General features: G+C 49.6%; 16 protein-coding genes. 14 read left to right on the top strand and 2 right to left on the bottom strand.

Annotated features, from left to right (window positions below):
• Window positions 1-77 precede the first annotated feature (77 nt).
• Window positions 78-2642: an ATP-binding response regulator gene (locus ACQ4MZ_RS00150; RefSeq protein ID WP_430841749.1), complete on the top strand. Its 2565-nt coding sequence runs from the start codon at window positions 78-80 to the stop codon at window positions 2640-2642.
• Here the strand turns inward: ACQ4MZ_RS00150 and ACQ4MZ_RS00145 are convergent.
• Together ACQ4MZ_RS00145 and ACQ4MZ_RS00140 are read right to left on the bottom strand one after the other, a co-directional pair.
• Entirely contained in the window at window positions 2630-4003 is a 1374-nt protein-coding gene (locus ACQ4MZ_RS00145; RefSeq protein ID WP_430841747.1) for a sigma-54-dependent transcriptional regulator, read from the bottom strand. The two genes, ACQ4MZ_RS00150 and ACQ4MZ_RS00145, sit on opposite strands and share 13 nt — an antisense overlap.
• 140 nt (window positions 4004-4143) lie before the next feature.
• Window positions 4144-4446, bottom strand: a complete 303-nt coding sequence (locus ACQ4MZ_RS00140; RefSeq protein ID WP_430841745.1) for a hypothetical protein — start codon at window positions 4444-4446, stop codon at window positions 4144-4146.
• A gap of 589 nt (window positions 4447-5035) precedes the next feature.
• On the opposite strand from ACQ4MZ_RS00140, the gene ACQ4MZ_RS00135 reads away from it, so the two are divergent.
• From ACQ4MZ_RS00135 to cysM, 13 genes are all read left to right on the top strand, one after another.
• Window positions 5036-5761 carry a ferritin-like domain-containing protein gene (locus ACQ4MZ_RS00135; protein ID WP_430841743.1) on the top strand — a complete coding sequence of 242 codons (726 nt, stop codon included), beginning with the start codon at window positions 5036-5038 and terminating at the stop codon, window positions 5759-5761.
• Window positions 5762-5788: 27 nt separating this feature from the next.
• Window positions 5789-6580 (top strand): ferritin-like domain-containing protein, encoded by a 792-nt coding sequence (locus tag ACQ4MZ_RS00130; protein WP_430841741.1) that lies wholly within the window; start codon window positions 5789-5791, stop codon window positions 6578-6580.
• Window positions 6581-6805: 225 nt separating this feature from the next.
• On the top strand, window positions 6806-8038 hold the full coding sequence (locus ACQ4MZ_RS00125; RefSeq protein ID WP_430841739.1) for a sulfite oxidase: 1233 nt from the start codon (window positions 6806-6808) through the stop codon (window positions 8036-8038).
• Window positions 8039-8073: 35 nt separating this feature from the next.
• A complete protein-coding gene (locus ACQ4MZ_RS00120; protein WP_430841737.1) occupies window positions 8074-8466 on the top strand; it encodes a hypothetical protein in 393 nt (130 codons plus the stop codon).
• Between the two features lie 48 nt (window positions 8467-8514).
• Window positions 8515-9084, top strand: coding sequence for a thermonuclease family protein (locus ACQ4MZ_RS00115; RefSeq protein ID WP_430841735.1), 570 nt, complete (start codon window positions 8515-8517; stop codon window positions 9082-9084).
• Window positions 9085-9088: 4 nt separating this feature from the next.
• Window positions 9089-9787: a hypothetical protein gene (locus ACQ4MZ_RS00110; protein WP_430841733.1), complete on the top strand. Its 699-nt coding sequence runs from the start codon at window positions 9089-9091 to the stop codon at window positions 9785-9787.
• 97 nt (window positions 9788-9884) lie between these two features.
• Window positions 9885-11117, top strand: coding sequence for a hypothetical protein (locus ACQ4MZ_RS00105; protein ID WP_430841731.1), 1233 nt, complete (start codon window positions 9885-9887; stop codon window positions 11115-11117).
• A gap of 80 nt (window positions 11118-11197) precedes the next feature.
• Window positions 11198-12589: a hypothetical protein gene (locus ACQ4MZ_RS00100; RefSeq protein ID WP_430841729.1), complete on the top strand. Its 1392-nt coding sequence runs from the start codon at window positions 11198-11200 to the stop codon at window positions 12587-12589.
• Between the two features lie 32 nt (window positions 12590-12621).
• On the top strand, window positions 12622-13131 hold the full coding sequence (locus ACQ4MZ_RS00095; RefSeq protein WP_430841727.1) for a GNAT family N-acetyltransferase: 510 nt from the start codon (window positions 12622-12624) through the stop codon (window positions 13129-13131).
• Window positions 13132-13265: 134 nt separating this feature from the next.
• Window positions 13266-14984, top strand: a complete 1719-nt coding sequence (locus ACQ4MZ_RS00090; RefSeq protein WP_430841725.1) for an AMP-binding protein — start codon at window positions 13266-13268, stop codon at window positions 14982-14984.
• Window positions 14985-15051: 67 nt separating this feature from the next.
• A complete protein-coding gene (locus ACQ4MZ_RS00085) occupies window positions 15052-15783 on the top strand; it encodes an alpha/beta fold hydrolase (RefSeq protein ID WP_430841723.1) in 732 nt (243 codons plus the stop codon).
• Between the two features lie 84 nt (window positions 15784-15867).
• The gene (locus tag ACQ4MZ_RS00080; protein ID WP_430841721.1) at window positions 15868-17079 is read left to right on the top strand and encodes an alpha/beta hydrolase family protein; all 1212 of its coding nucleotides are present in this window, start codon (window positions 15868-15870) and stop codon (window positions 17077-17079) included.
• A gap of 195 nt (window positions 17080-17274) precedes the next feature.
• The gene (gene cysM / locus ACQ4MZ_RS00075; RefSeq protein ID WP_430841719.1) at window positions 17275-18147 is read left to right on the top strand and encodes a cysteine synthase CysM; all 873 of its coding nucleotides are present in this window, start codon (window positions 17275-17277) and stop codon (window positions 18145-18147) included.
• Window positions 18148-18157 lie beyond the last annotated feature (10 nt).

Here is an 18157-nt window from a genome sequence, read left to right as displayed (position 1 = left end):
GAACCAGACTAATGCAGTACAAATCGCACGTTTTATCCTTGAAAATGCGTTAGTTGTAATTGAATGTAACTAAAACTATGTTTACGCTGCGTGGCCCGTCTTTCTTGAATTCGGTAAAAGGAAAAGTCGTTGTAGGCTTTTTCATTGCCTCTCTCGCCCTGGCTGCATCCTGGGTAACCAGCAAGCTGGCATTCGACAATATGCTCACCACGCTGGATACGCTCTCCACTCCGGATGACAAGATGCGGCTGGTTAATAAGATATTTCAGGACATCCTTACGCTCGATCACCTTCAGAACGAACGAAAGCTGAAAGGGGAAGAACTCAACGACGAGGTACTTGCCCAATCGGTGGAATTGATCGCCACGCTCGATACCCTCAGTTATCTTAGCCTGGAAGACCCGTTGCAGGTAATCCGGATCGATTCCATGAAGAAGATCCTCAAAGAACGCGAGAAGATCTATGGCGACTATGTGAAGGTGCGGTCCAAACTGGTGAGCAACAAAGCACTGGAAGACGAGGTTAAATCAATTTCCGGATTGATTACCACGAAGACAGTCAAACCAGACAGCACGGTGGTGAAAACCGAAAAACGTACGACTACGACCACTGTTTACACCGAAGTACCCGACACCAGCCAGAAAGCCAGCACCAAAAAAGGCTTTCTCAGCAGGGTATTCCGTGGAAATAAAAAGAACCAGGCACCAGCCAAAGAACCGACAAAACTGGTGCAGAAACAGGAAGTGAATGTACAGGTAGACACGATCCGCGTGGCCAAAAAGGACAGCACAATCGAAAAAGTAGGCGAGGCCGTTCACGCCATCGAAAAATCACAGAAAAAACGGGCGGTAACATTCGTCGACAGGGAGCAGGAGCTGGCAACGGCCGGCAACTCCCTTGTAAAGCAACTGCTGGGTGTTATGCAGGATGTTCAACGGGACGTAATGCAGGATTCCAATAAAAACAACACCAAGGCGAAGAGCATGGTGGAGGGTAGCGTGAATTATCTTGAATGGATCATGCTGGGTTTCTTTTTCCTGACAGCAGTAATGGCCTACTTCATTTTCACAGACATTACCAAAAGCAACGATTACCGCCAGCAGCTCGAAGAAGCCAAAGAAGAAGCCGAATACCACAGCATGGCCAAACAACGGTTCCTGGCTAACATGAGCCATGAGATCCGCACCCCCCTGCAATCGATCATCGGCTATGCGGAAGCATTGAAAAACGAAGAGAAACCGCGGAAGCAAGACCTCGAAACGCTGCATTCGGCCTCGGAGCACTTGCTATACCTTGTTAACGAAGTGCTCGATTACAGCCGCATCATTTCCGACCGCTTTACATTCGAGGACAGGGTATTTTCTATTAATTCACTCCTGAATGAGGTAGTACAGGTACTCAGGCCGAATGCCATATCCAAAGGTTTGGTATTGAGGCTCGAAAACTCCCTGAAACCCAACCTGTACCTGCACGGCGACCCTTTCCGACTGCGGCAGGTACTGTACAATTTGCTGACTAATGCAATAAAGTTCACCGAGAACGGCGAAGTAGTCCTCAAAGTAGCTGGTCATGAAAGCGGTAATCTTGTTAAAATCGAATACCAGATTTCCGATACAGGTATCGGACTGTCGAAAGAGCAAACAGAACGCATTTTTAACCAATTCGAGCAGGCCGATCCCTCCATTCAGCGTCGTTATGGCGGTACAGGACTCGGCCTCAGCATTGTAAAGGCGTTGGTAGAAGGCATGTCGGGTAGTATCCATGTCACCAGTAAGCCGGGAGAAGGCACGACTTTTTTTGTCACCACCAGTATGAAAAAGGCAGACACACTGGAATTGACAGAAGAAGCGCCGGAACGGAACTATCGGATTAATGGTAAAGTCTGGCTCGTAGACGACGATGCCTTTATTCTCAAATGGTGCTCTTCGGTACTCGAAATGAACGGCATTCAGCATGCTGCATTCTCCTCGGCTGAGGAGGTGCTGAGCCGGCCATGGAATGATGAGGTCAAATTCGTGCTCACGGATATGCGCATGTCGGGCATGAATGGGGCCGAGCTTGTGAAGCGCCTCCGCAAATCGGCACCAGAGGATGTAAAATTCTTCGTTCTCACTGCTCAGGCATTGCCGGAGGAACGCAAAAAACTACTGAGTATGGGTTTCGACGGTTACCTGATGAAACCTTTCCATTCCAGAGATCTGCTGGAATTACTCGAATCGTCCTCGGCACCGGAAAGAGATTCTCCCGCGGTTATACCCGCAGAGGCGAAGCCGGAAAACGGCTGCACAGCTCACAACCTGGATTTTGATTTCACGATGCTCACCGAAATGACTTTCGGCGACGAAAGCCTGTTGCGTGAAATCCTCGACCAGTTTGTGAAAGATTCCCGCGCCGATATTGAGTCGCTCCGGCAGCATATTACTGCCAACGAGCCCGATTATACACAAGAACTGATGCACCGCATGGCCGGCCGCACCGGGCAAATCGGCGCCCGTGACCTGTCGGCAAGGTTCAGGAACCTGGAAATCGCATTGCGTGAGAACGCTGCGGAAGTCTCGGAAAAAGAAATGACGCAGGTCGTGAATGACGCTGCGTCAGTGATTGAGCAAGTAGAGGAAAAAGCGCTCTCTTACTCGATATGATATTTTTCGATTTTATAATACAAAGTCTTGCGATCGATATTCAATAATTTGGCCGCTTTGCTTTTGTTGTAGCGCACTTCCTGCAATACCTTTTCGATCATTTCTTTCTCATGCGTCTCCTGCAATGCCTTCAAGTCAGAACCGGGAGCAGGTTTCTGCTGGTCTTCCATAGCGGTAATCATTTCCGACGGCAATGCACTTAATGTAGCCACTTCTTCTTTGGACAATAGCACCAGGCGCTTGATCACATTGTTCAGCTCACGGAGGTTACCGGGCCAGTCGTACTTCTGAAAAACATCCATGACCTCTTTCGAAAGCTCCCGCACATTGCGGTCGAGCTCTTCATTGGCTTTATCCACAAAATGCTGGACAAAAATCGGCAGGTCTTCGCCGCGCTTGCGCAATGCAGGCACTTCGATTTTAAATTCATTCAAACGGTGATAAAGGTCTTCGCGGAAATCACCTGCTGCTGCGCTGGAAATCAGGTCCTCATTTGTCGCTGCAATGAGGCGCACATCTACTTTCACCTGCTGAGTACTGCCAATCGGAACGATAATACGCTCTTGTAATGCGCGGAGCAGCTTGATCTGCACATCGTAGCTCAGGTTTCCGATCTCATCGAGGAATAGCGTACCGCCATCTGCCGCTTCGAACTGCCCAATCTTATCCTGCAATGCACCGGTAAATGCCCCTTTTTTATGACCGAAAAGTTCACTGGCTGCCAGGTCTTTCGACAACGAACCACAGTCGATCGCTACGAACGGCCCGTCGGCGCGCTTGCTGAGGCGGTGAATCGACTTCGCCACATGCTCCTTGCCGGTACCGCTTTCTCCCTGGATAATCACCGACATATCTGTTGGTGCCACCAGGCGCACATATTCGAAAAGTTGTTTGGCAACTTTGCTTTTACCTTCGATATAATCAAGTGATTGTTTCTCCGTCTTGGAACTATTTTTGGCTTTCGGCGCAGTCTTCACGCTCGTCACCTCTCCTTTGTTCAGCGCTTCCCTGAGTACCATAAGCAGTTCTTCCGGATTCACCGGCTTGGTGATATAATCGAAAGCCCCGATTTGCATGGCGGTTACAGCAGTCCTCACATCGTGAAAACTGGTCATGATAAAGGCCGGGGTACGGTTTCCTTCGCTTCTGAGCGTTTTGAGAAAATCTACGGAATTACCATCCGGCAGACGGTAATCGAGCATCAGCACTTCAAACGGCCCGTCGGAATTACTCTTTCCGAGTGCTTCTCTCGCCTCTTTTATGTTTGTACAAACTTTTACCTGATGACCATGCTTGCCGAGGAAATTGGTGAGCAACTTTGAAAATGTAGAATCGTCTTCAACGAGGAGCAGATGAGCCATGGGTGATACTATTTCTAAGAAAAATAAATACTATTAAACGAGTGGGTATTATGTAAAAGTACAAAAAACAAACACCAAAAAGCCGGAGAAGTCTCCGGCTTTTCATTATGAGCCTGTCAGACGCCGGGAATGGCCTTTTACTAGTCGATTTTCTTCCCGTACTTGTCCAGATTAAGTGTAGATGTTTCTTCCGCTCGTTTGATATTTACTTCGTAATACTGTGAGTTATCGTCCCGCGTGACCAGGTATGCGCTGGTTACTTTCCATTCGGCATAGGAGCCGGACAAGGTACTTTTAACAGCCTCCGGAAGGTCTTCCGGGCGCACGGCAACCTTGCTATGTTCGGCAATAACGGCCACATCCGCAAGAGATTGTACGACTGCCTCAGCATCCGGGGTCACTACTGCTAGCAAGAGGGCAAAGGTTGTCGGGATTATTCGCATGATGGATCGGGCATTTAATTTTTAACGTAAACTGAAAGAGATATTCGTGCCAATGGAAATATGCTACAAAAAAAGTTGATAATCAGATATTAACCAATTTTACCTCGCAACTATGTAGCCAGACGGAACGGGAGCTATGCCTCAGGTTGTGGAATTTCACATCAGTTATGTGAAATTTAATAATCACTTTGACCACATACACGGATCTTATTACCCAAACTAAAAAAAATTCAAATTTTTTTACCCATTATTGTTTTGTTCGGAACATATTGTCTTATATTTGCGTAGTAATTATTTATCTGCAATAAGTAGCATAACTACTACACACCACCAGAGACTTAACGCTATACATTCATATATTGAATTATATCTCAGGCATTATTTACTCAACGTTATTTAAGAATTCCATCGGTTAGTCTGAAACATCAAGAGTCCCCACCCGGGACTCTTTTTGCGTTTTTAAACCCACCCCATTTCAACTTCCTCCTTCCTCCTTTTTCTCAAAGCCCGATCTAAAGCGATCCATCCCACGTAGGTCTGTCAAAACTCTTCCGACATACGGGGAGTGGCTCAATAACCTTTTATTGCTATGAACAAACACACGAAAACGAAGAACACCTCCCGCAATGGAGAAGGGGAAATTACCTCACTTGTTAACAGGCGACTCTTTCTGCGCTCGGCAGGATTAGCCACATCGTTGGGTACCATCGTGATCGCTGCGGGTTGCAACGACGATGATGACGACCCGATGATTCCCGGCGCTGGCGACACCGTCGATCTCGGCTCGGGTGACATTGGTGTGCTCAATTACGCATATGCGCTGGAACAACTCGAAGCCGCGTTTTACACACAAGTGGTACAAACGCCTTACAATGGTATCACCGACGCAGAAAAAGCCATCCTGACCGACATCCGCGACCACGAGATCATTCATCGGGACTTCTTCAAGGCTGCATTGGGTGACAAGGCTATCAAGGGACTAACCCCTAACTTCGCCGCCATCGACTTCACCAAAAAAGAGGCCGTTCTTGGGGCTGCCAAATTATTCGAAGACACCGGCGTAGCCGCCTACAATGGCGCCGGAAAGCTCATCAAAGATCCGAATTACCTTTTGCTTGCAGGCAAGATCGTCTCCGTGGAGGCCCGTCACGCGGCCGTTATCCGTGACCTGATCAACCCGAAATCCGCCGATTTTGCCGGAGACGACATCATCGACGCCAACGGAATGGATAAGGCCATCGCGCCTGCCGACATTCTCGCGGCAGTTAAGGGCTACGTGAAGGATACCATCACCGGTGCCAACGTAGGTAAATAATCATTCACACTAACAGGATCAGAGACAATGGATATTTTCAAAATCATACATCAGTTTCAGCAAATTGACGGTGATGCAGTCGGGAGACTCGAATACGCGTCGCGCCGCCACTTTATGAACAAAATAGGAAGCAAGTTGGCCTCGGCGGCAATCCCTACCACATTCGCGGCAATCGTCAACAAGGCATTCGCACAGTCGGCAGCCGCCGTGGACGTGCTGAATTATGCCCTGACGCTGGAATACCTCGAAGACGAGTTTTACAAAGCCGGCAATGCGGCTGCAAACCTCATTCCGGCATCCGACAAGGCCATTTTCATGCAAATCGGTAAACACGAAACGCAGCACGTGGCATTTCTGGTGAAAGCGCTCGGGAGCAAAGCCATTGCAAAGCCAACTTTCGATTTCCAGTACGGCGGTGCATTCGGCGATGTATTTACCAACTACAAAACGTTTGTAACCGTGTCGAGTGCGCTTGAAGATACGGGCGTACGTGCCTACAAGGGCCAGGCGGGTGCGTTAATCGCCGACCCGCAGATTCTCGAATACGCATTGCAAGTGCATTCCATCGAGGCGCGGCACGCAGCTGTGGCGAGGCGGCTTGCTGCCACCTTGTTGGGCAACACAGCGATGAAAGGATGGATCACAGGCAAGGAAGGCGCAGTAGCCGCCATCTACGCCGGCGAAGATAACATGACGCAAGGCGGAGTAAACCTCAAAGGACTCGCTTCCAAGAGCGATGCCGCCATTACCGAGGCGTTTGATGAGCCGCTGACCAAGGAGGCGGTACTCGCAATTGCCGGGCCATTCATCAAAAAATAATCGCACCGATAACGTAAACTTTCCCTGTTAGGCTTATACATGCACTTTTCAAAGAGCTATGGCTCAGAGTGCCCTACTACACACTATTATGAATCAGGAGGTTACCGGCAACGGTAGCCTCTTTTTTATAGGTAAACAACCCGATTTGGCCCGAAATAATGGTTTAAGCCGCTCGGTTTATGTAAATTTGGAAATAATGTTTTACAAGTTTTCCTGAACCAGTTAATGAATTCCGAATTAAACAGAAGAGATTTTCTCAGAAAAGGGAGCCTCACGGCACTAGTTACAGCAATGGGCAGCCAGATCGTTTTTGCTAACCGGATGCCCGCCGGGTACCGTCCTATTTTCCTCGATGAGAAAGATGCGTTGAAAGGCAAGAATGCGGAAATGATCGTGCAGGGCGATAGACCCTGGAACGTGGAAACGCCGGTACATTTACTCGACGACCGTATAACACCGGTCGAAAATATGTTCATCCGTAACAACGGTCTTGTTCCGGAAAAAATAGATGCAGCCAACTGGACGCTGACAATCGACGGCGAGTCGGTGAAAGCACCTAAGACCTACACATTGGCCGACCTCAAAAAGAAATTCAAACAATATACTTATCAGCTGGTGCTGGAATGCGGCGGAAACGGTCGTTCGGGCTATCAGCCGCAGGCATCGGGTAATCAATGGGGCCAGGGTGCAGTGCATTGCGCACAATGGACGGGCGTACGGCTGAAAGACATTTTGAATGACGTAGGCATTCAAAGCGATGCCGTATATATAGGTTACCACGGCAAAGACCTCCACCTGAGCCGCGATCCAAAAAAAGAAGCGATCTCACGCGGCGTGCCCATTGCGAAAGCCATGGAAGACGAGACGCTTATTGCATGGCAGATGAATGGAAAAGATATTCCCGAGTTCCACGGTTACCCGCTCCGGCTCGTGATCGGTGGCTGGCCTGCTTCGGTTTCCGGGAAGTGGCTGAGCGGCATTTCGGTACGGAACAAGGTACACGACGGCCCTAAAATGGAAGGCCACAGCTACAAACTGCCCCGCAACCCGGTAGCGCCTGGTACTGAAATTCCAGCTACCGATGAATATTACAAAATCATCGAATCCATGCCGGTGAAATCGTTGATCACCTATCCCAAGACCGGTGCGATGATCGACCCGGGGAAGGAGCTCGCATTGCGCGGACACGCGTGGGCGGGAGACCATTCCGTTAAAAAAGTAGAGGTTTCGATTGATTTCGGGGCTACCTGGAAAGAATGTAAACTCGAAGCGCCGGTGAACCGCCTGGCGTGGCAGCATTGGAATACCCATATTAAATTTCCGACTAACGGATATTATGAAATATGGGTGAAAGCCACCGACGAAACCGGCGTTGCGCAACCAATGCTGGCACCGGCCTGGAACCCTGGTGGGTATCTGAACAATGCTTGTGAAAGAATTGCCGTGAAAGTAGGATAATGTACCACAATGCTCCCGGGCAAATACGATAGTTTATGAAAGTCTTTTTAATTGCCATGCTCGGCGCGGGTATTGTTTTTCAAACCCTCCCCGAAATACCGGCCAAACGTCACAATGCGGGCGCGGCAGTGGCCGATACCACTAAAAAAGATCCCGAAACGGGACTCATCGTGGACGAAAACCTGTACATGGTGAAAGCGCAATGTACCAATTGCCATTCAACCAAGCTGATCACGGCTAACCGTTTTACACGCGACGGCTGGAAGCAGAAGATCCGCTGGATGCAAGCCAACCACAACCTATGGGAGCTGGGCGATGCCGAGAAACCGGTACTCGATTATCTCGAAAAAAATTATTCGCCAACTGCCTCAGTGGCAAGGAGAGCGCCTTTGAAGGACATCAAATGGTACAAACTGGAACAACACTGATCGGAAACAATAGCTATCTTTGGCACTCAAACTTTATGAATATTACGCGTGCCTGATTTCCGTTTTCTCGTTTCCCGATTTGCATTTTCCAGCCTGCTGTTCCTCGTTCTCACAAGCACCCCGACCATGCTCGCGTCGTGCGCGCTCGCATCTGAAGAAGGCCGGCAACTAACCAGTAACAGCGATTTACCTAATCCACTCAAAGCGGAAGTGATCGGGATCCAGGATGGTGATACGATCGAGCTCAAATATATTTATTCCGGCAAAAGGGCGGGGCGCAGAATGGGCAGGAATGTGCGGATACGTCTGCAGCATATCAACTGCCCGGAACGCAATATGCCTTTTTACAACAATGCGAAGCAGTTTACGAGCGAAAAATGCTTCCGGAAGGTGGTTAGTATCCGTCACAAAGGTGAATTCGATAAATATGGCCGCTTGTTAGGTGAAGTGGTACTACCGGATGGTAAGGTGCTAAATAAGGAATTGGTCAAGAAAGGCCTGGCCGTGCATTTCAAAAAGTATTCGCACGATCAGGAATATGCCAAACTTGAAATAGCCGCTAACAAACAAAAAATAGGCATCTGGACCCAGCCTGGAATGGAACTGGGGCATTTGTAATAATATGGAGCATTCGTCGGTAGCACTTTTTCAGATCCTTTATCAGAATGAAACTTTGTTTCAGCTGGAAGATCGTGTGCCGACCGAACATTCCATACCTGCCGCGGCAGAATTACAGTCCGCATCACAGGTACCCGGACCTGCCCATGTACAGGCGCCCGTGTCCTCATTGCCGGCGACACCTGCGGTTCCGACGCAGCCTCCCATCTCATTGCAGGCAGCAACGCCGGCAGTACCGACCAACACCCCTGCATTACCTCTGACACCAGCAGTACCGGCCCCAACGCCTGTAAATACGCCCGTTCCTGCGCCTGCCGCTACGTTCCCCGCATTGAAGCACAAGGTACTTGTCCTCACCGATGAGCCGAAGCAGGAGGAAATGCTCATGTCCGAGGCATTATTCCTTGATAATATCCTCAAAGCCGTCGGCCATTCGCTCGAAACGAGCGATGTCTTGAATTTCAGTTTCATGCCCGGCCAGGATGCGCGTAAGGTGCTTTCGGGTAAAAAGACCCACTTTTTCATATCGTTTGGCGTACCGCTGATCAAGCTCAATCTCGACCTCTTGCTGGTGCCTTATACGCCTAAGAATCTGGAAGGTATATGGTTCCTGCTCGTCGATCCGCTCGTGGTGATCGAGGCCGACCGGAACCTCAAGAAGAAACTCTGGCAAGCGTTACAGAAGATGTTCGAAATGTCCTAATTCCCAGGCGCTTACCTATTTTAATAGCCGGTCATCACAATATTATAGCGAATTTGTTTGTTTTCATGGATAATCGCAGGCTAACCCATGAAAAACTATGGCCAAACTGACTGAATTAATTGCCGGCTGGTTTCGTCCGAGAGAGTCCGACGAAAACGAATTTTACGATGATGAGCCTGTTCAGGCGAACGACACCCCTACTCGATCAGTGGAACAAAATCCGATCAATCAACCAACCGTTACCCACAACAGGCAACCGGTAATGGCTGCTGCGCCGCAGTCTCAGCAACCAGCCTTTCAGGCACCTATGCAGGCCGCATCTCAGCCGGCCGCACAGCCCGTACCTCAACCATTTGTAACGCAGTCGACAGCGGCCCAGCCCATTCCGCAAAATCCGGAGCCACAAAGCGTGGAGGTTCCTATTCCGTACTGGCTCGAAGACGAGGACACATTGCGTGATGAGGGCGTGCTTTTCGGCCTTTCGGAGTCCGACCCGCACGAGAAAACCGACATTATTCACAAATATTTCTCAAACCTGGCCGCGTGGCATATTGCGGATATCGAGCAGCATAACGAGCGCATTCAGGAGCTGAATCTTTTCATTGGTCAGAAACAAAACCGGATCGATGAATTGCAGGAACGACTGAAAACACCGGGCGCCCGTACGGAAGGCGAACATCATCTCCCGCGCACGCTCATTGGCATTACACTATGCGCGGCCATGTGCGTGGGTAACTTCTTCCTGATCCGCGAGTCGCTCAAACCCGCGTTTGCGGATAATTCGTGGATCGCGCTGGGTGTATTTCTGGCGGGGATGTTCAGCTTGTTCGGCCGCATTTCGCTTTTCCACGATACCGATTCGAAAGTGACCTGGAAATCGCTGCTGGAAGAAATAGGATTGCCGTTCGCATCTGCCTTGTTCGTGTTTGCGAATGTAATTACGTACCAGCCTTGGTGGCAGGCGTTTGCACTGTTCGTTTTCGTATTTTTCCTCTTCCTTTTTGCTGGAAAACTCCTGCTCAGCAACATTACCGTGCTGCGTAATGACCTGCAAGTTTGGTTAAATATTCGTCGCGATCGCCAGGATTTTGTTGAAAATAACTACAACTGGGAGTCGGAATGCCAAACATTACAGGAGGAGATCGATAATCTGCGGGTAAATAAATGGCAGGTACTCCGCGAGCAGAGCCACGCCGAGACCGAGCGCGACCGCCTTTTTGCCAAGCGGGACATGCTAATCAAGCTTTTTGAGAGCGAATTTTACCTTGCGCGCCGCATGAAAAACGAGCTGACCACCCGGCAGCTTAACCTGATCCAGAAGGGTAAATAGTGGCGGAAAGATGATCAGGCAGCACGCCGATGGCGCGGTTTTTTACCTTAACTCACATTCGATCAACCCTAAATAGGATCATGAACGAGCAAAATCTAAATGAAAACGGAGATTACCAACACGGTTACACACGTGGAATGGAAGGTATCGACCGTGAAGTATATGAGAATTATTTGTCCAGTAATGTAAATCATGGCTGGATCCAGGACCGGCTCAATGAGAAGAGACAAGAGCTCACGGAAACGCGGTCACGGAATCAGCAGGCGCTGACAGAACACAAAGCTGCATATGGAAGACTGCAAAACGAGGTAATGGGCCTCAACAATGCAGCCACGCAAATGAAGGACATGGAACGCTCGATCAACGAAATCGACACGCAGACGGAGGAGTTGAAAGAGAAACGTGCCGAGAAAGCGCCTTCCTATTCGCTTATCGCCGGCTTGATCTTCCTCGCCGCCGGTATTTCATTCATCGCCGGTGACCTGATTATCTCGCATGAAATCGTAGCGTATGCATTAAATATCCGGAACTCCAACGAGGCCTGGGCATTTGCGATCGGTTTGGCGATGCTTTCGGTATTGTTGAAACCGGCCTATGACCGACTGGTGGAAGAACCTTACCACAAGGATGAATCGCCGAAAGCGAAATCGCGGTACGCGGGTTTCAAGCTGGTATTATCCATTTTCGCGATCGTTACGCTGATCGTGCTCGGCTGGTTCCGGTACGAAGCCTACCGCACGGATAAGCTGAAAGAGGCGATCAACAAATCGGTTAAAAACCTGCAATTGAATGCGGTGGACCCATTGACCGGTGCGCCGGTAGATAGTCCAGCCCTGACCAAAAAAATCGAGCAGGCATTGCAAAATTCCGATCAGCTTAACCTCGACCTCGTAAACAGTCCGTGGGCATTGCTGTCGTTCGTGTTGAGCGGCGTGCTATTCGCGATCGCGGGTGCGGTGTCGCTGGGCATGGCGTTGCCGGTGTTGCAAGGCTTCTGGTACCGCTGGTTGCAGGTCGACCCGAAACTATGGCGACTCCGCAGAAGAAGAAAGCGGATCCTGAAACAAATGGAGCCTTTGCAGCAGACTGTTACGCAGCACATGACTCAGAAAACCGTTCTAGAAAACGAAATCGAGCTTTTGCCTAAACTGGAAGAGCTGAAAGCGGAGGAAGCGAAAATCAGGGCCGAAATAGAGGCGCTGGAAAATGAACGCAAGCAGGCATTGACCGACAGCCGTATTCAATCGTTCGGCGACGGTTATGCACACGGACAGGTAACCCGCGATGTGATGAACGAGGAAGAATACGATGCCTGGCGCAACAGCCATTTGACGGTTTCGAACCTCGCATTACGTGCCAAATCGAATGCCTCCGCCGATCGCGCCGTGCCGCGTACCCGCAGCACGGGAATGCGTCCGCACCAGGCCATCCGCAAGGCAATCACCGACCGCTTTGACGAAAACAATTTATAGTTTCTTAAATTGGGGGGCTCATTTCCTTTATTATGATTTTGACCCCCCATTTAAGAATTATCTCCTGCGACGATACGCTTTATGATGCTATCCGCATGGGAAACAATACATTAGCCCGCGTCATGGGCGTAAACGTCCCTAAAAAGTGGACGGATTTCCGCGATACTTTCACACCATCTTATCACCGTTGGAAAGCCCACCCGCCATTGCGCGACTGGTGGGTTTATCTCATTATACACGTTCCTGACAATATGCTGATCGGCTCCTGTGGCTACAAGGGCGAACCCGATTCGAATGGCGCAGTAGAGATTGGCTATGAAATCATTCCGTCGTACCGGGAGAAAGGGTTAGGCACGGAAACGGCCAAAGGCCTGACGGATCACGCGTTTCAGCACCCATCCGTACGTAAGGTGATCGCTCACACGCTGGCAGAAGAGAATGCTTCCGGGCACATTCTGGAAAAGTTGGGTTTTGCCCAGATCGAGGATGTCAACGACCCCGACGAAGGGTTGCTCTGGCGCTGGGAAATTAACCGCCGATAATCGGAATGTCCGCGATCTAACTCAAATTCGCGGGTTTTCAAGGTCAAAAATAAATTGGATTGGTTCGATATTTTTTTGGCTTAATTGATTATCTTAATTCACAAATAGTCATTCTTACCCTTTGCTCTGAAATTATGGTCTCGATCTCGAAGGATACCTATCCATGGCTTAAAAACTACCCGGAAGGCATTCCCTATGAAATAAATCCCGATGCGTACTCGTCCTTACTCGAACTGATGGAGTCGAGTTTCCGGGAAAATGCTGATAAGGCTGCTTTTACGAATATGGATAAAAAGCTGACTTTCGGGCAATTGGATGAACTTTCAAAGAATTTTGCCGCCTACCTCCAAAGCATCGGCCTGAAACAGGGTGACCGCATTGCCTTACAAATGCCTAATCTGCTGCAATACCCCGTCGTGATGATGGGCTCGCTGCGCGCAGGGCTGACAATCGTGAATACAAACCCCTTGTATACGCCGCGTGAAATGCAGCACCAGTTCAAGGATTCGGGAGCGAAGGCGATTGTCATACTGGCCAATTTTGCGTCAAACCTGGAAAAGGTCATTGCCAACACCAATATCGAGCACGTAATCATTTCCGAGATCGGCGATATGCTGGGCTTTCCTAAAAAGCTGATCGTGAATGCCGTGGTGAAATACGTGAAGAAGATGGTGCCTGCTTACCACCTTAAAAACACAGTGACACTCGCCCAGGCCCTATTGGCCGGCTCCGGCGTCACTTATCAGAGACCGAACGTTTCCGGTCTCGATATCGCATTTATCCAATATACCGGGGGTACCACTGGTGTATCTAAAGGCGCCATGCTTACGCACAGGAACCTGATCGCCAATGTGGAGGGCATTAATGAATGGCTGATGTCCAAAATGCGCAACTCGGAAACAACCGGACAGTTGACGCTCATCGCCGCGTTACCGCTGTATCACGTCTTTGCTATGACAATCAACGGGTTGTGCGGTATCAAATGGGGGGCATTGAATGTGCTGATCACCAACCCGAAAGATATTCCTGCATTTATTAAAGAACTCAAAAAATACACTTTCCATATTTTCCCGGGCTTGAATACCCTCTTTAATGGCTTGCTGAACAACCCGGAATTTGCTTCGGTCGATTTCTCGAACCTTAAAATAACGATCGCGGGCGGCATGGCGCTGCAAAAGATCGTCGCGGAGCGCTGGGAAAAAGCGACCGGCTGCCCGCTGGTGGAAGGCTATGGACTTTCCGAAACCTCGCCGGTACTCTCGGTGAACCCCTTGAACGGCAAACACAAGCAAGGTACCATCGGCCTGCCCTTCCCGAGTACCGAAATGCGTATACTTGGTGAGGACGACAAATGGCTGCCGGTAGGAGAACGCGGCGAAATCTGCGCGAAAGGCCCGCAGATTATGTTGGGCTACTACAACCGCCCCGATGAAACCGCCAAAGTAATCCTCGAAGACGAATCTGGCCGCTGGTTCAAAACGGGAGACATCGGTATCGAGGACCCTGACGGTTTCTTCAAGATCGTAGACCGGAAAAAGGATATGATCCTCGTTTCGGGTTTCAACGTTTATCCCAATGAAATAGAAGATGTGGTAGCCCAATGCCCCGGCGTTGCGGAGGTGGCCTGTGTGGGCATCCCGGACGAAAAATCAGGGGAAATGGTGAAAATTTTCGTAGTCAAAAAAGACCCCGAACTGACTGAGGAAAAGGTAAAAGCATATTGCAAGGAAAACCTCACGGGCTACAAGAATCCCCGGCAGATCGAGTTCCGGAAAGAGCTTCCCAAAACCAATGTAGGCAAGATCCTCCGCCGTGCGCTGCGCGAGGAAGAAATGGCGAAAGTTAGCCATTAGGGCCGCAAACGGGCGAAGGTTTAGTATATTTAGGCAAACAAGTTCTCAACCTTGAATGCAAATCTATATGAATCTACACCGGAAAACTTTGGTATTACTACATGGTCATGGCATAGATGACACGATTTGGGACAGCCTCGACGCTGCGATCAATGACTCTTACACGGTAGTAAGACCGAACATTTCGCTACTCACTTCCTGCCATTCGGTGGAGGAATATGCGGACGAACTGCATCGCTTCCTGACCAACGCCAACATTCAGAAATGTACATTGATCGGCCATTCGATGGGAGGCTATATTTCTCTTGCATTTGCTGAAAAATACCCCGATATGCTTGAAGGTTTCGGGCTTTTCCATTCCACAGCGTACGCCGATGATGACGCAAAAAAACATCAGCGCGACCAGATGATCGACCTGCTAAGGACCTATGGTACGGAGTCGTTCGTCAAAAGTACTGCCTCAAACCTTTTCGGCGAGCGTTATAAGGAGCTCTATCCGGAGCGCATCAAGGAACATATCGCATATTTCGGAAAACTTCCTGCCGAAGCGCTCATCGCCGGTATCACAGCCATGCGCAACCGCCCCGACCGCACCGCGGTGCTATCCGGCCTGCCCTTCCCTGTTTTGTTCATCATCGGAATGCAGGACAAGCTAATCCCCTTCGAGAGCGTCATCGAACTCGCCGAATATCCGAAAAAGAGCTATCCGCTGATCTTCGCCGAAGCAGGTCATATGGGCATGGTGGAACGTCCGGATGCCACGGCCAGGATGATCAATTGGTATATGAGTAAAATTTAACAGAAGAAAAAGGAGAATTTCTCATCAAAAACAGGCCATTATGCGTTACCACTGATATACTAATGGCCTGTTTATCTTTTAGCTATGCAAAAATCTATCCCTTCCCTTTCATTTCGACACCTTGGCTTCCTGCTCATTTGGAGCCTGCTAATCCTCAACTCATGTAAGGATGATGATACCAAACTGGTACCGCCTACCGAGGAGAATGTCTATTTGAAGGAAAGTACTTCGATTACGACGTTAACCAAAGAACAAATCATTCAAAAAGCCGGAACATTAGGCGGGTTGGCGAGTGCGTATGTAAAAAATGGGGTTAGGGTTTATAAAATCACCTACAAAACCAAAAACACCGATGGCGCTGAAATAACTGCTTCCGGAGCGCTGGTATTGCCCGTGGTTACGGGCCCGGTATCAATGATCAGCGTGCAGCATGGAACCATCACCAACAAGAATGAAGCACCATCCCTCTTCCAGGATGGTACTGAGGGGGCATCGTTCGGGTCTCTTTTTGGCTCAATGGGGTATATTATAGCATATCCCGACTACATTGGCTATGGCGCTTCCGACAATCTCCCGCACCCGTACGAGCATGCTGCGAGCCTCGCATCGGCATCCCTGGATATGATCCGCGCCTGCAAAGAATTTCTAAGAGGCCAAACAGAAGTCAAATGGGATGAGAAATTATACATTGCAGGCTACTCGGAAGGCGGATACGCGACGATGGCACTGCAGAAGAAGATCGAAGAAGAGGCTGCGTCGGAATTCAATCTTCGGGCGTCGAGTTGCGGGGCAGGTGCATACGATAAAACCGCGTTCATGAAATACATCATCAATTCTCCCACGCAAGGCATTTCATCTTACAACTCCCTGTACCTGTGGGTGCTATTGACGTATGACAGAATATATAAGCTGAATAAACCATCCACATACTATTTCACCGATAAGTACGCGTCCCAAATCGCAAAAAACGGCGTTAATGTGGCAATCAACGAAAGTTTCAGCAACATCCTCAACGATTCTTTCAAAAGACAACTCAACGACGGTACCGATAAGGGATTCATCGATGCCATTGCTGATAACGATGTTTACAATTGGAAGCCGAAAACGCCGACAAGGCTCTATCATGGCGATGCGGATCAGCTGGTTTTCTTTTTCAATTCCCAGAATGCCTACAATGCAATGCAAAAACTGGGCGCTACCAACGTGGAGCTGTTCAAGTATCCGACAGGCACTCATAGCAGCACAGTTCTTTTCTTTCTCACCGGCACTCAGGATTTTTTCGCCAATATTCAGTAAATATTCAGATATATTTGCATCCCACTAGTTTCATAGGGTAAATATGCTTTTTGCAACCAAGTTTTCTACATTTTCTTTCCGGCGGGCATTCTTTCAGTCCGTTCGATGTTGTTGATTTACGCTTTCCGAAAGTCGCCGGACCGCCGGTAACTTTGTATACGTACCTTTTTTGAATCACAACATCACGAATACACCATGTCATCATTACTGGATCTGGTAGGCAATACACCCCTGGTTGAATTACGAAGAGTTAATCCCAATCCCAACGTCCGCATATTCGGCAAGCTGGAAGGCAACAATCCCGGCGGCAGCGTGAAAGACCGCGCGGCGTACAGCATGATCAAAGGCGCGCTCGAACGCGGCGAAATAAAGCCCGGCATGAAGCTCGTAGAAGCTACCAGTGGCAATACCGGCATTGCACTGGCCATGATCGCCCGGCTTTTCGACCTCGAAATAGAGCTACTGATGCCGCAGAGCTCCACCCGCGAACGCGTGCTCACGATGGAGGCATTCGGAGCAAAGGTGATCCTCACGGAAACGATGGAAAGCGCCCGCGACCTGGCCGAAGAAAAAGCGGCCGCCGGCGATTATTTCATGCTCAACCAATTTGCCAATCCCGATAACTGGAAAGCGCATTACCGGACCACAGGGCCGGAAATTTACCGCGATACCGATCAGCAGATCACCCACTTCGTATCTTCAATGGGGACGACCGGCACCATTATGGGGGTATCGCGCTATTTGAAAGAGCAAAACAGCAACATCCAGATCGTAGGCTGCCAGCCCAACGACGGGTCGAATATTCCTGGCATCCGCAAATGGCCGGTGGAATATCTCCCAAAAATATTTGAAAAAGAGCGCGTAGACCGCGTGATCGAAGTGTCGCAGGACGATGCCACACTCACTACCCGCCGACTGGCCAACGAAGAGGCAATTTTTGCCGGAATGAGCAGCGGAGGCGCTGCCTGGGCCGCCATAGAGCTGGCGAAGGAATTGAAAGAAGGCGTGATCGTCTTCATCATCTGCGACCGCGGCGACCGATACTTGTCGAGCGAGCTGTTTGGGTAGAACTTCGGCT

The sequence above is a fragment of the Dyadobacter sp. BHUBP1 genome, assembly GCF_050587785.1.
Lineage (GTDB): Bacteria > Bacteroidota > Bacteroidia > Cytophagales > Spirosomataceae > Dyadobacter.
The sequence above is the reverse complement of the archived record's forward strand: the minus strand, read 5'-3'. Positions and strand labels throughout refer to the sequence as shown.